General features: G+C 62.1%; 10 protein-coding genes. 5 read left to right on the top strand and 5 right to left on the bottom strand.

Annotated elements, in window-relative coordinates; all coding sequences use genetic code 11:
* Positions 1 to 63 precede the first annotated feature (63 nt).
* On the top strand, positions 64 to 687 hold the full coding sequence (locus tag ACODSJ_RS08585; protein ID WP_489101310.1) for a hypothetical protein: 624 nt from the start codon (positions 64 to 66) through the stop codon (positions 685 to 687).
* A 207-nt stretch (positions 688 to 894) separates the two neighbouring features.
* Here the strand turns inward: ACODSJ_RS08585 and ACODSJ_RS08580 are convergent, their stop codons facing one another.
* Entirely contained in the window at positions 895 to 1,527 is a 633-nt protein-coding gene (locus ACODSJ_RS08580; protein WP_489101309.1) for a TetR family transcriptional regulator, read from the bottom strand.
* Positions 1,528 to 1,790: 263 nt separating this feature from the next.
* Between ACODSJ_RS08580 and ACODSJ_RS08575 the strand changes: the two genes are divergently transcribed.
* The 4 genes from ACODSJ_RS08575 to ACODSJ_RS08560 all read left to right on the top strand — a co-directional run bounded on the left by ACODSJ_RS08575 (position 1,791) and on the right by ACODSJ_RS08560 (position 9,720).
* A complete protein-coding gene (locus tag ACODSJ_RS08575; RefSeq protein ID WP_489101308.1) occupies positions 1,791 to 2,948 on the top strand; it encodes an efflux RND transporter periplasmic adaptor subunit in 1,158 nt (385 codons plus the stop codon).
* A 3-nt stretch (positions 2,949 to 2,951) separates the two neighbouring features.
* On the top strand, positions 2,952 to 6,116 hold the full coding sequence (emhB, locus tag ACODSJ_RS08570) for an efflux RND transporter permease subunit EmhB (RefSeq protein WP_489101307.1): 3,165 nt from the start codon (positions 2,952 to 2,954) through the stop codon (positions 6,114 to 6,116).
* The gene (adeC, locus tag ACODSJ_RS08565; RefSeq protein ID WP_489101306.1) at positions 6,113 to 7,570 is read left to right on the top strand and encodes an AdeC/AdeK/OprM family multidrug efflux complex outer membrane factor; all 1,458 of its coding nucleotides are present in this window, start codon (positions 6,113 to 6,115) and stop codon (positions 7,568 to 7,570) included. Before emhB ends, adeC begins: the two co-directional genes overlap by 4 nt.
* Positions 7,571 to 8,466: 896 nt before the next feature.
* Complete coding sequence (locus ACODSJ_RS08560) at positions 8,467 to 9,720, top strand: OprD family porin (protein WP_489101305.1); 1,254 nt, start codon at positions 8,467 to 8,469, stop codon at positions 9,718 to 9,720.
* A 223-nt stretch (positions 9,721 to 9,943) separates the two neighbouring features.
* Here the strand turns inward: ACODSJ_RS08560 and pcaC are convergent, their stop codons facing one another.
* The 4 genes from pcaC to ACODSJ_RS08540 are packed head-to-tail and all read right to left on the bottom strand — an operon-like array spanning position 9,944 to position 13,865.
* A complete protein-coding gene (gene pcaC, locus ACODSJ_RS08555) occupies positions 9,944 to 10,336 on the bottom strand; it encodes a 4-carboxymuconolactone decarboxylase (protein ID WP_489101304.1) in 393 nt (130 codons plus the stop codon).
* 11 nt (positions 10,337 to 10,347) lie between these two features.
* Positions 10,348 to 11,148, bottom strand: coding sequence for a 3-oxoadipate enol-lactonase (gene pcaD, locus ACODSJ_RS08550; RefSeq protein WP_489101303.1), 801 nt, complete (start codon positions 11,146 to 11,148; stop codon positions 10,348 to 10,350).
* 12 nt (positions 11,149 to 11,160) lie between these two features.
* Positions 11,161 to 12,525 (bottom strand): 3-carboxy-cis,cis-muconate cycloisomerase, encoded by a 1,365-nt coding sequence (locus ACODSJ_RS08545; RefSeq protein WP_489101302.1) that lies wholly within the window; start codon positions 12,523 to 12,525, stop codon positions 11,161 to 11,163.
* 44 nt (positions 12,526 to 12,569) lie between these two features.
* Positions 12,570 to 13,865 (bottom strand): MFS family transporter, encoded by a 1,296-nt coding sequence (locus tag ACODSJ_RS08540; RefSeq protein ID WP_489101301.1) that lies wholly within the window; start codon positions 13,863 to 13,865, stop codon positions 12,570 to 12,572.
* Between the last annotated feature and the right edge of the window lie 58 nt (positions 13,866 to 13,923).

The raw sequence follows: 13,923 nt of genomic DNA, 5'->3' as shown, positions 1-13,923 counted from the left end.
TAATTTCGCCAACAAGACCACCTGATCTTGTTAACCCCCCATCATATTGAGAAGGAACTCGACATGAAGATCTATGAAAGCGCCACTCGGACCGACAATTCCCGATTCGATGAATTAACTTCCCATTTCAACTACGCACCTGCGGAAGTCTTGCGTCAATATGTAAGATCGCTCGACCTGGACAATGAAATGGATGTACTCAGGGCATTGACGAAACAGGCAAAACAGAAAGATGAAGTGGACAACAGGGTGCTGGCCTGGGAGCGGGAGGACGTTCGCCCGAGCCACACGCGCTTGATTGTGAAAATCAACAATCACACCCGCCACGGCTTTGCCACCGGTGAAAACAATCTCAGCCTGAAGGAGAGCGAACAACGTTTCATCGATATTCGCCCGTGGGATTTCGTGACGTTCAAATTCGACTTTCTCTATACCCGCAAGCTGGGCAGCCGCAGCAAGGATATCTACAAGCACTTTATCTGGTTCGGCGATCAACACCTGGCGTTTCGTTTTGACTTCGGTTTGCGGGTCAATACCACGTTCGGTTTTGTTTCTTCGAACCTGACACCCGTGCGAACACATAAAGTCACGGCCCTGGGTGCGCCGCCCATCCACTGTTTGAATCGCATCACTCACGCGCAGCATGAAGAACCCTACGGGTTCACCGTGGAACTTACGCTGAGTTGAGCATCCGGCCCCGCCAGATCAATCTGTCGGGGCTTGCTGCTGACGGTCCGGCGATCCAGCGATCCTTGTCGACGGGCATTGAGGTGGGCGAAACAAATTTCCTACAAAGTTCCTGGCACATTGCCTATCAACCGCAACAACGTCGGTTTATAAAAGCAGGCTTTCGCCCGCTCATTGACACAAACCGACGCAATTGCGCATTTTGTTTCATTTGCGAAGGCTAGGGCTCAGGTGCAGCATGTCCAGCCCGATTTCCACCCAGCGCCCGGCCTCACCTGCCAGGGCGAAGCTGTCGGGAGCCAGCAACCACTGATACAGGATGCCGTCGATGTAGGCATGAAGAGCGACCGCCGCCCTTTCCGGGTCCAGGTCCTGGGGCAACTGGCAGCGATTCATCGCATTGCGCAACGACAGGGCGATACGCACATTGCAGTCAAGGCTGACCTCGCGCCGCTGCTGGCGCAGATCGCACATTTCATCGGTGAACTCGCACTTATGGAACAGGATCTCATTGATGCGCCGGGTTTTTGGGTCCAGGGCCACCTGCTGGAACAGCCGGACCAGCAGCTTGCGAATGCAACCCAGTGGGTCGAGCTCTTCTTCGCTCTCGCTGGCGCGGGCCAGTTCATCGAGCGGCTCGTGCAACGTATCGAGCATGGCCTGGAGCAAGTCCGCCTTGTTGCTGAAATGCCAATAGATGGCACCGCGGGTCACACCGGCCAGCGTCGCGATATCCGCCAGCGTCGTGCGCGCCACGCCTCGCTCGAAAAAGGCCTGTTCGGCGGCTTCGAGTATCTGGTTACGAGTCTCCAGGGCTTCTTCTTTGGTACGACGGACCATGGCAGTCAAACACCTCAATCAGGATGCATCGGCAGTGCATAAGGAACAGCAGGACAAAACGAGGCGCCGTTTCTTGGAACGCGTCCCCGACCTCGACGGGCCTTTTGTCAGGATTTTGTAAATCCGGATAGTACGCAATTTGGCTGTTTACAAACAACCATGTACGTAAGTATATTCCTTAGCAACCTACTAATTAAATAATGCTGCCTTTTCAACCTTTCACTTTTCGAGTGCGCCTGTTGCGCCTGGACCCGAGGATTTCCATGCAATTCAAGCCAGCTGTTACCGCTCTGGTTTCCGCCATCGCCCTGGCATCGCTGCTCAGCGGATGCAAGAAGGAAGAAGCGGCCCCTGCCGCACCACCTCCTCAGGTCGGCGTCGTGACCCTCAAGACCCAACCCTTCACCCTGACGTCTGAGCTACCGGGGCGCACCAGCGCGTTCCGCGAGGCGCAAGTGCGGCCACAGGTCAACGGCATCATCCTCAAGCGCCTGTTCAAGGAAGGCGCTGACGTCAAGGCCGGCCAACAGCTGTACCAGATCGATCCGGCCGTGTACGAAGCCACGCTCAAGAGCGCCGAGGCCAACCTGCGATCAACCAAGTCGATCGCCGATCGCTACAAGCAGTTGGTGGACGAACAGGCCGTCAGCCGCCAGGAATACGACACCGCCGTGGCCAACCGCCTGGAGTCCGAAGCCAACCTGCAGACCGCCCAGATCAACGTGCGCTACACCAAGGTCTATGCGCCGATCTCCGGACGCATCGGGCGTTCCTCGGTGACCGAGGGCGCGCTGGTGAGCAATGGCCAGGCCGACGCCCTGGCAACCATCCAGCAACTGGACCCGATCTATGTCGACGTGACGCAGAGCTCGGTCGAGCTGCTGCAACTGCGCCGTGAACTGGAAAGCGGTCGCTTGCAGAAGGCCGGCGACAACGCGGCCATGGTCAAGCTGACCCTGGAAGACGGCAGCCAGTACCCCCATGAAGGCAAGCTGGAATTCTCCGAAGTGTCGGTCGACCAGACCACCGGTTCCGTGACCTTGCGCGCCGTGTTCCCCAACCCTGACCACACCCTGCTGCCGGGCATGTTCGTCCACGCACAGTTGCAGGCCGGTGTGAACAGCGCGGCGATCCTGGCCCCGCAACAAGGCGTGACCCGCGACCTGCGCGGCATGCCGACCGCCCTGGTGGTGGGCCCGGACAACAAGGTCGAGCTGCGTCAGCTCAAAGCCAGCCGCACCGTCGGCAGCCAGTGGCTGATCGAGGATGGGCTCAAGGCCGGCGACCGCCTGATCACCGAGGGCTTGCAGTACGTGCGGCCAGGGGTAGAGGTCAAGGCCACCGAAGCCACCAACGTAAACACCAACAACCCGGCCCCCGCCAAGGCAGCTGACAAAGCAGCCGGCGGCAAAGGGGAGTAAACCATGTCGAAATTCTTTATCGACCGTCCGATCTTCGCCTGGGTCATCGCCCTGGTGATCATGCTGGTCGGGGCTCTATCGATCCTCAAGTTGCCGATCAACCAGTACCCGAGCATCGCGCCGCCGGCCATTGCGATCCAGGTGAGCTACCCGGGTGCGTCCGCGCAGACCGTGCAGGACACCGTGGTCCAGGTCATCGAGCAACAGCTCAACGGTATCGACCGCCTGCGTTATGTCTCCTCGGAAAGTAACTCCGACGGCAGCATGACCATCACCGCGACCTTCGAACAAGGCACCAACTCCGATACCGCGCAGGTCCAGGTCCAGAACAAGCTGAACCTGGCGACCCCGCTGCTGCCCCAAGAAGTGCAGCAACAGGGCATTCGCGTGACCAAGTCGGTGCGTAACTTCCTGATGGTGATCGGCGTGGTGTCGCGCGACGGCGGCATGACCCGTGAAGACCTGTCCAACTACATCGTGTCCAACATGCAGGATCCGATCTCGCGGACCGCCGGTGTCGGTGACTTCCAGGTCTTCGGTGCCCAGTACGCCATGCGTATCTGGCTCGACCCGGCCAAGCTGAACAACTACAGCCTGACCCCAGTGGACGTCCGGACCGCCATCACCGCGCAGAACGTCCAGGTTTCGTCCGGCCAGCTCGGCGGCCTGCCCGCCCTGCCCGGCCAGCAACTGAACGCCACCATCATCGGCAAGACCCGCCTGCAGACCGCCGAGCAGTTCAAGGCCATTCTGCTCAAGGTCAACCCGGACGGCTCGCAAGTGCGCGTCGGTGACGTCGCCGACGTCGGCCTGGGCGGCGAGAGCTACAGCATCAATGCCCAGTTCAACGGCGCCCCGGCCTCCGGCATGGCGATCAGGCTGGCCACCGGTGCCAACGCCCTCGACACGGCCAAGGCATTGCGCAAGACCGTCGACGACCTCAAGCCGTTCTTCCCGCAGGGCATGGAAGTGGTGTTCCCCTACGACACCACGCCTGTGGTGAGCGAGTCGATCAAGGGCGTGGTCGAAACCCTGGTCGAAGCCATCGTGCTGGTGTTCCTGGTGATGTTCCTGTTCCTGCAGAACTTCCGCGCCACCATCATCACCACGATGACGGTACCGGTGGTGCTGCTCGGCACCTTCGGGATCCTCGCGGCATTCGGCTTCAGCATCAACACCCTGACCATGTTCGGCATGGTGCTGGCCATCGGCTTGCTGGTGGACGACGCCATCGTCGTGGTGGAAAACGTCGAACGGGTGATGAGCGAAGAAGGCCTGTCACCCAAGGAAGCCACCAAGAAATCCATGGGCCAGATCCAGGGCGCCCTGGTGGGTATCGCCCTGGTACTGTCGGCGGTGCTGTTGCCGATGGCGTTCTTTGGCGGCTCCACCGGTGTGATCTACAAACAGTTCTCCATCACCATCGTCTCGGCCATGGCCCTGTCGGTGATGGTGGCGCTGATCTTCACCCCAGCCCTGTGCGCCACCATGCTCAAGGCGATTCCCAAGGGTGAGCACGGCGTGCCGAAACGCGGCTTCTTCGGTTGGTTCAACCGCAGCTTCGACCGTGGCGTCAGAAGCTACGAGCGCGGCGTCGGCAACATACTCCGGCACAAGGCGCCTTACCTGCTGGTCTACGTGATCATCGTGGTCGGCATGGTCTGGCTGTTCACCCGCATCCCCACGGCATTCCTGCCCGAAGAAGACCAGGGCGTGCTGTTTGCCCAGGTGCAGACCCCGGCCGGCTCCAGCGCCGAACGCACCCAGGTGGTGGTGGACAAGATGCGCGAGTTCTTGCTGCGTCCCGGCAAGGATGGCGGTGAAGGCGATGGCGTGGCCTCGGTGTTCACGGTGACCGGCTTCAACTTCGCCGGTCGTGGCCAGAGCTCCGGCATGGCGTTCATCATGCTCAAGCCGTGGGAAGAGCGTAACGCGGACAACAGTGTGTTCAATATCTCCGCCCGCGCCCAACGGCACTTCTTCACCTTCCGCGACGCGATGGTGTTCGCCTTCGCCCCGCCAGCGGTGATGGAGCTGGGTAACGCCACCGGTTTCGACGTGTACCTGCAAGACCGCGCCGGCATCGGCCACGACAAGCTGATGGAGGCCCGCAACCAGTTCCTGGGCATGGCGGCCCAGAGCAAGGTGCTGACCCAGGTACGGCCGAACGGCCTGAACGACGAGCCGCAATACCAGTTGGAAATCGATGACGAAAAGGCCAGCGCCCTCGGCGTGACCATTTCCGACATCAACAACACCCTGTCGATTGCCCTGGGCAGTAGCTACGTGAACGACTTCATCGACCGTGGCCGGGTGAAAAAGGTCTACATACAAGGCCAGCCGGGCGCGCGCATGAGCCCCGAAGACCTGAAGAAGTGGTATGTACGCAATAGCGCCGGGACCATGGTGCCGTTCACCGCGTTCGCCAAGGGCGAGTGGACCTACGGTTCGCCCAAACTGGCCCGCTACAACGGCGTCGAAGCGATCGAAGTCCTCGGGTCTCCGGCACCGGGCTATTCCACCGGTGAAGCCATGGCCGAAGTCGAAGCCATCGCCAAGAAGCTGCCGGCCGGTGTCGGCATTTCCTGGACGGGGCTGTCCTATGAGGAGCGCCTGTCGGGTTCCCAGGCCCCGGCGCTGTATGCGTTGTCGCTGCTGATGGTGTTCCTGTGCCTGGCGGCGCTGTATGAAAGCTGGTCGATTCCGATTGCGGTCATGCTCGTGGTACCGCTGGGGATCATCGGTGCCCTGATGGCAACCAGCCTTCGCGGACTGTCCAACGACGTGTACTTCCAGGTGGGCCTGTTGACCACCATCGGCCTGGCGGCGAAGAACGCCATCCTGATCGTGGAGTTCGCCAAGGAACTGCACGAGCAGGGACGCAGCCTGATGGACGCCGCCATCGAAGCTTGTAGGATGCGTCTGAGACCGATCATCATGACGTCCCTGGCGTTCGTGCTCGGCGTCGTGCCGCTGGCCATTTCCACCGGCGCCGGCTCAGGCAGCCAGCACGCCATCGGTACTGGCGTGATCGGCGGCATGCTGACCGCCACCGTCCTGGCAATCTTCTGGGTGCCATTGTTCTTCGTGAGCGTGTCGTCGATAGGCCGTCGTAAACACATCGACCAGGACGACACCCCTGTAACTTCTAAAGAGGCTGGCCAATGAGCAAGTCGCTACTCTCCCTGACCATCGCCGCCGTCGTGCTCAGCGGGTGCTCGCTGATTCCCGACTACCAGCGGCCCGCAACACCGGTCGCGGTGCAATACCCGCAAGGCCCGGCCTACGAGCCGGCCAACGCGCCCGGCCAAGCTGCTGCCGAGCAAGGCTGGAAACAGTTTTTCCATGACCCGGCGTTGCAACAGCTGATCCAGGTCGCCCTGGAAAACAACCGCGACCTGCGCGTCGCGGCGTTGAACATCGATGCCTACGCCGCGCAATACCGCATCCAGCGGGCGGACCTGTTCCCGGCGGTCTCGGCCACCGGCGCCGCCAGCCGCCAGCGCGTACCGGCCCGTGCTTCACAGACCGGCGAAGCGGCCATCAGCAGCTCCTACTCCGCCACCCTGGGCATCAGCGCCTATGAACTGGACCTGTTCGGTCGTGTTCGCAGCCTGAGCGAGCAGGCCTTGCAAAGCTACTTTGCCACCGAAGAAGCCCGTCGCAGCACCCAGATCAGCCTGGTGGCCAACGTCGCCAATGCCTACCTGACCTGGCAGGCCGACAAGGAACTGCTCAAGCTGACCCAGGAAACCCTGGGGGCCTACGAAGAAAGCCTCAGGCTGACCTCGCGCAGCGCCGAAGTGGGCGTGGCCTCGGCCCTGGACCTGAGCCAGGCGCGTACCGCCGTGGAAAACGCCCGGGTGCAACAGGCCCGCTACACCCGCCAGGTGGCCCAGGACGAAAACAGCCTGACCCTGCTGCTGGGTACCGGCCTGCCCGCCAACCTGCACACCCAACCGCTGAGCGACGACCTGCTCAGCGAAGTGCCGGCCGGACTGCCGTCGGACCTGCTGCAACGGCGTCCGGACATCCTCCAGGCCGAACGCAACCTGCTGGCCGCCAACGCCAACATCGGCGCCGCACGAGCCGCGTTCTTCCCGAGCATCAGCCTGACGGCCAATGCCGGCACCCTGAGCCCGGACCTGTCCGGCCTGTTCAAGGGCGGCTCGGGCACCTGGACCTTCGCCCCGCAAATCAACCTGCCGATCTTCAACGCCGGCAGCCTGCGGGCGAGCCTGGATTACGCCAAGATCCAGAAAGACATCAACGTCGCGCAGTACGAGAAGTCGATCCAGACCGCATTCCAGGAAGTCTCCGACGGCCTGGCCGCGCGCCAGACCTACAACGAACAGTTGCAGGCCCAGACCGACTTCGTCGCCGCCAACCAGGACTACTACCGCCTGGCCGAGCGTCGCTACCGCATCGGTGTCGACAGTAACCTGACCTTCCTCGACGCCCAGCGCCAGCTGTTCAGCGCGCAACAATCGCTGATCACTGACCGCCTTGCGCAATTGACCAGTGAGGTCAATCTGTACAAGGCGTTGGGGGGTGGCTGGAATGCCGAGACTGGCAAGAACGAGCCGGTGTCGGAGAAGGCGCCGGAGATGAAGTTGTTCTGATTTGATGCCTGAACGCTGAAATACGAAGCCCACCGGAAGGTGGGCTTTTTATTGGATTGCTGCAGGGCTGTGTGGGAGCAAAGCTTGCTCGCGATAGCGTTCTACCTGTCCTCCCAAACTCAAACCTTACCTTTCCCCCTGTGGCGAGGGAGCTTGCTCCCGCTGGCCTGCGAAGCAGGCCCCTGCATTGTTTCAGGTAAACCGCATTGTCTGGTTTTACGACTGCTACGCAGTCGAGCGGGAGCAAGCTCCCTCGCCACAGATTGCGGTGCCTGGGCTTTGGCTTTGGCTTTGGCTTTGGCTTTGGCTTTTGATCTTGATCTCAACGCCCCATCAACCACGCTGGCCGAACGCAGGCATTGCGCAGTGGGCATCCCGGCATGGAGGCCGGGATAGCCGCGCTGGGCCATGGATGGCCCTTCGCGGCGGGCCCACGGAGCAATGCCTTCGTTCGGGAACACCTCGCCTAAGCGAGGTGCCAAGTGGTGGGGCGCAGACCTTTTGGTTACTTTTGGGGCGTTTGCCAAAAGTGACCCGCCGTAAGGGCGGAACCATAAGCCGCCGTTGCCGCAGCAATGGATATGCACCCCAATCAACAGAACCCCGACCAGCCCATCGCGAGCAAGCTTTGCTCCCACAGGGGAAACGGCATCCATCGACTATTTTTGCCGTTCGATAATCGCCCAGAACCCACAAACCGCAATTGAACCGATCCCAGGCCGCCCTTCAACATCGCAGGCACAAAACCAATAACAACAGGTTCGACGCCATGCCCCTACACCCCGCCTCACCCGGCTGATCTCCTACCACCCTAACAACCCTGGTCCCCTTACCGCTTGCACCTCAAAAAGTGCGGCAACGACCCGCTTCGCCCACAAAAAATAGAGACAACGCCCATGAAGCCCACCCAGCACTTGTTCCCCAGCCTTATCGCCGTTGCCCTGACCAGCATCGCCCTACCCGTCCTGGCCGCGGAATCAGGGTTTGTCGAGGACGCAAAAGCCACGCTGAACCTGCGCAACTTCTACTTCAACCGCAACTTCACCAACACCAACGCGACCCAAGGCAAGGCTGAGGAGTGGACGCAAAGTTTCATCCTCGACGCCAAGTCCGGCTTCACTCAGGGCGTGGTCGGTTTCGGCGTGGACGTGCTGGGCCTGTACTCGGTCAAGCTCGACGGCGGCAAGGGCACCGCCGGGACGCAGCTGTTGCCGGTGCACGATGACGGTCGCCCGGCGGATGATTTCGGCCGCCTGGGCGTGGCCCTCAAAGCCAAGGTATCGAAGACCGAATTGAAGGTCGGCGAATGGATGCCGGTGCTGCCGATCCTGCGTTCCGACGACGGTCGCTCCCTGCCGCAAACCTTCCGCGGCGGCCAGATCACGTCCACCGAGATCAACGGCCTGAGCCTCTACGGCGGCCAGTTCCGTGGCAACAGCCCGCGCAACGACGCGAGCACGGAAGACATGTCGATGAACGGTCGCGGCGCCTTCACCTCCGACCGTTTCAACTTCGGCGGCGGTGAATACACCTTCAACGAAAAACGCACCCAGGTCGGCGTGTGGTACGCGGAACTGTCCGACATCTACCAGCAAGAATATTTCAACCTGACCCACAGCCAGCCCATCGGCAACTGGACCCTGGGCGCTAACCTCGGGTACTTCACTGGCAAGGAAGACGGCAGCGCCCTGGCCGGCGACCTGGACAACAAGACCGCCTTCGCCATGCTCTCGGCCAAGTACGGCGGCAACACCTTCTACGTCGGCCTGCAAAAAGTTGGCGGCGACGACGCCTGGATGCGCGTCAACGGCACCAGCGGCGGCACCCTGGCCAACGACAGCTACAACTCCAGCTACGACAACGCCAAGGAAAAATCCTGGCAACTGCGCCACGACTTCAACTTCGCCGCCGTCGGCGTGCCGGGCCTGACCCTGATGAACCGCTACATCAGCGGCGACAACGTGCACACCGCCACCGTCGACGACGGCAAGGAATGGGGCCGTGAAAGTGAGCTGGCCTATACCGTGCAGAGCGGCGCGCTCAAGAGCCTGAATGTGAAATGGCGGAACTCGACGATGCGTCGGGATTTCAGCACCAATGAGTTCGATGAGAACCGGTTGATCGTCAGCTATCCGATCAGCCTTCTGTAGAAACCGAACATGAAGGGAGGCTGTACCACCGCCATCGCGAGCAGGCTCGCTCCCACAAGGGGATCAGTGCCGAGCACAAAATCTGTGCTCACTGAAAATCCCGCGTGGGAGCAAAGCTTGCTCGCGATAGCGGTGGGTCAGTGGCATTTCTGGTGCGTGTGGCATTGCGTCGCGAGCAAGCTTTGCTCCCACAGTATTGACTCCCACAGGGATTGGGGGCTTCTCAAGCCCGGGATTCGACGCCCAGTTCATCCCAGACGGACTCGGCCAGATGGAAGGTCGCGTTGGCCGCCGGGATGCCGCAGTAGATGGCGCTCTGCATGATCACTTCCTTGATCTCGCTGCGGCTCACGCCATTGTTGGCGGCAGCGCGCAGGTGCAGTTTGAGTTCTTCGTTGCGGTTCATGCCGATCAGCATGGCAATCGTGATCAGGCTGCGGGTGTGGCGCGGCAGGCCTGGGCGGGTCCAGATGTCGCCCCAGGCGTGGCGGGTGATCATTTCCTGGAATTCGCTGTTGAACTCGGTCAAGGCATTGAGGCTGCGGTCGACGTGGGCATCGCCCAGCACCGCGCGGCGTACTTGCAGGCCGTCGTCGTAACGTTGTTTCTCGTCCACAAAAAAACTCCTCAGGCGCGGCCAGAATCGAGCAGGAAGCCCAGCACCCGCGCGCTGAACGCAGCGCCAGCCTGGACGTTGGACAGGTGCGCGGCGTGGAACTCGGCGTATTCGGCGCCGCGGACCCGCTCCTGGATGAAGTGCCCACCCGACGGCGGCGTCACGGCATCTTCGGTGCCGGCCACCACCAGCAGCGGCGCGCGGATCGACGACAGTTGCTCGCGGAAATCGGCATCGCGCACCGCCGCACAGTTGGCGGCGTACCCCTCGGGCGAGGTGGCGGCGAGCATGTCGGTGATGTGTTTCACCTTCGTCGGATGGACCTGGGCGAAGTCCGGCGTGAACCAGCGGGCAATCGAGGCATCGCGCAGCGCCACCATCGCCGCCTTGCCGTCACGCAGCACGGTTTCGATGCGCGGGTTCCACACCGACGGATCGCCGATCTTCGCGGCGGTGTTGCACACCACCAGTTTGTGCAGGCGCTCATCGGCGTTGATGCCCAGCCACTGGCCGATCAACCCGCCCATGGACAATCCACAGAAATGCACCTTGGCGATGCCCAACTGATCGAGCATTGCCAGCACATCGCGGCCCAGTTGTTCGATGCTGTACGGTCCTTCAGTCACCAGCGACTGGCCATGGCCGCGCGTGTCGAAACGCAGCACGCGAAAGCGCTGGCTGAACGCCGCGACCTGCTCGTCCCACATGTGCAGGTTGGTGCCCAGGGAGTTGGAAAGCACCAGCACCGGGGCGTCTTGCGGCCCATCGAATCGGTAGCTCAATTCGCCGTCGGCGAGTTTGACGAATCCCACAACAATCTCCTTTCAGGCCTTCAAGGCCAGGTGTTCAGCCACCGCTCGGGTCACCCAGGTCTGGGCCTGGCCGAGGTAATGGGCAGGGTTGAGCAGATGATCGAGTTCGCCGCCGGACAACTGCGCGGTGACCTCGGGCTGGTCCCCCAGCACCTCGCGCAAATGCCGTTGCTCGGCCACGGCGCGCTTGCAACATCGCTCCAGCAGATGGTGCGCCGTGTCGCGCCCGACACGTTGGGCCAGGACGATGCTCACCGCTTCGGCCAGCACCAGCCCTTGAGTCAATTCCAGATTGCGGGCCATGCGCGCGGCGTCCACTTCCAGGCCTTCGGCCAGCAGCCGCGCCTGTTGCAGGGCGCCGGACACCAGGCAGCAGATCTCCGGCAGGGTTTCCCATTCGGCGTGCCACAGGCCCAGGCTGCGCTCATGCTCTTGAGGCATGGCGCTGAACAGCGTCGACACCAGGCCCGGCACCCGCGTCGCGGCGCTGATCAATACCGCCGCGCCCACCGGGTTGCGCTTGTGCGGCATGGTGGACGAACCGCCCTTGCCCGGGGCCGACGGTTCGAACGCTTCGCCGGCCTCGGTCTGCATCAACAGGCTGATGTCGCGGCCCAATTTGCCCAGGCTGCCGGCGATCAATCCCAACACCGAACCGAATTCCACCAGGCGATCACGCTGGGTGTGCCACGGTTGTTCCGGCAGGTTCAACTGCAACTCGGCCGCCAGGGCCTCGGCGATGGGCAGGGCGTGCTCGCCCAACGCCGCGAGCGTCCCCGAGGCACCGCCGAATTGCAGCACCAACAGACGCGGTTTGAGTTCTTTCAGACGCTGGCGACTGCGGGTGATCGCCCCCAGCCAACCGGCGATCTTCATGCCCAGGGTCACCGGCGTCGCGTGTTGCAGCCAGGTACGACCGGCCAACGGCGTGGCGACGTAGCGTTCGGCTTGGCGCGCCAACGTGGTCGCCAACTGCGCCAGCTCACTTTCGATCAGCTCCAGCGCCCGACGCAGTTGCAGCACCAGGCCGCTGTCCATCACGTCCTGGCTGGTGGCGCCCAGGTGCACGTAGCGCTCAGCCTCGGCATTTTCGGCGGCGATGCGCTTGCCCAACGCCTTGACCAACGGGATCGCGGAATTGCCAGCACTGGCAATCGCTTCGCTCAGTGCCGAAAAATCGTACAACTGGGCGCGGCATGCATGCTCGATCGGCGCCACCGCCTCATGGGGGATCAGCCCTACCCGCGCCTCGGCCCGGGCCAGTGCCGCCTCGACGTCGAGCATGGCCTGGACTCGCCCCGCATCGCAGAACACCTCGCGCATGTCCCGGGCAGTGAAATAGGCATCGAACAGCTGATTGCCCGGTCGTTCGCTCATAAACAGTCCTTGGGTGCGCCGGCCCTACGGCCGGCGCGATTGGGTCAAAGGTCGTGATGCAAATACGCCGGTTGCTTGGGCAGGCGCAGGCTGAACAGAAACGCTACCACCATCATCACCGTGACATACCAGTAAAAAGCATTCTCCATGCCCTGGGCTTTCAGGCTCAAGGCGACGTACTCGGCCGAACCACCGAAAATCGCATTCGCCACCGCGTAGGCCAACCCGACGCCCAGCGCCCGCACTTCGGGCGGAAACATCTCGGCCTTCACCAGGCCGCTGATGGAGGTGTAGAAACTGACAATCGCCAGCGCCAAGGTGATCAGGACAAACGCCAGGAACGGGCTGCTGACACTCTTGAGGGTCAGCAGGATCGGCACGGTGCACAACGCCCCCAGGCCACCGAACCAGAGCATGGCGTTACGCCGGCCGATCTTGTCCGCCAGCATGCCGAACAGCGGCTGCATGCACATATAGAGGAACAGTGCGCCGGTCATGATGTAGCTGGCCGTCTTGGCATTGAGCCCGGCGGTGTTCACCAGGTATTTCTGCATGTAGGTGGTGAACGTGTAGAAAATCAGCGAGCCGCCCGCGGTGTAGCCCAGCACGGTGATAAACGCTGCCTTATGGTCGCGGAACAACGCCGCGACGCTGCCGGCATCCTTGTTCTCTCGCATCTCTTTGCTGCTGGTTTCCTTCAGGGACCGGCGCAGGAACAGGGAAATCAATGCCGCCACGGCACCGACCACGAATGGGATCCGCCAGCCGTAGGCGCGCAGTTCGTCTTCGTTGAGGAACTGCTGGAGGATCACCACCAGCGACACCGCCAGCAGTTGCCCGCCGATCAGCGTGACGTACTGGAACGAGGCAAAAAACCCGCGCTGGCCCTTGAGGGCGACTTCGCTCATGTAGGTGGCAGTGGTGCCGTACTCGCCGCCCACCGACAGGCCTTGCAGCAAGCGCGCGAGCAACAGCAGCACCGGTGCCCAGACGCCGATGTCCTTGTAGGTGGGCAAGCAGGCGATGAGCAACGAGCCGAAGCACATCATCAGCACCGAGATCATCATCGAATTCTTGCGCCCGTGACGGTCCGCCACCCGGCCGAAAATCCAGCCGCCGATGGGCCGCATCAGGAACCCGGCGGCGAACACGCCCGCCGTGTTGACCAGTTGCACCGTCGGGTTGTCGGAGGGGAAGAACGCCGGTGCGAAGTAGATCGCACAGAACGCATAGACGTAGAAGTCGAACCATTCGACCAGGTTGCCGGAGGAGGCACCGACAATGGCGAAGATGCGCTTGCTGCGTTCTTCACCGGTGTAGTGGCTGGTTGGGGTGGCCATGGGTTTCTCACTCATTGGGGGACATGACAAAGTCTAGACATACTTCGTAACAGTCCCG

It is taken from the genome of Pseudomonas sp. FG6 (assembly GCF_057809015.1).
The sequence above is the reverse complement of the archived record's forward strand: the minus strand, read 5'-3'. Positions and strand labels throughout refer to the sequence as shown.

Bases quoted from the DNA above. Each gene is read 5' to 3' on its own strand.
- ACODSJ_RS08560 (WP_489101305.1), top strand. From the start codon at position 8,467: ATGAAGCCCACCCAGCACTTGTTCCCCAGCCTTATCGCCGTTGCCCTG.
- ACODSJ_RS08585 (WP_489101310.1), top strand. From the start codon at position 64: ATGAAGATCTATGAAAGCGCCACTCGGACCGACAATTCCCGATTCGAT.
- ACODSJ_RS08545 (WP_489101302.1), bottom strand. From the start codon at position 12,525: ATGAGCGAACGACCGGGCAATCAGCTGTTCGATGCCTATTTCACTGCC.
- ACODSJ_RS08580 (WP_489101309.1), bottom strand. From the start codon at position 1,527: ATGGTCCGTCGTACCAAAGAAGAAGCCCTGGAGACTCGTAACCAGATA.
- emhB (WP_489101307.1), top strand. From the start codon at position 2,952: ATGTCGAAATTCTTTATCGACCGTCCGATCTTCGCCTGGGTCATCGCC.
- ACODSJ_RS08575 (WP_489101308.1), top strand. From the start codon at position 1,791: ATGCAATTCAAGCCAGCTGTTACCGCTCTGGTTTCCGCCATCGCCCTG.
- ACODSJ_RS08540 (WP_489101301.1), bottom strand. From the start codon at position 13,865: ATGGCCACCCCAACCAGCCACTACACCGGTGAAGAACGCAGCAAGCGC.
- adeC (WP_489101306.1), top strand. From the start codon at position 6,113: ATGAGCAAGTCGCTACTCTCCCTGACCATCGCCGCCGTCGTGCTCAGC.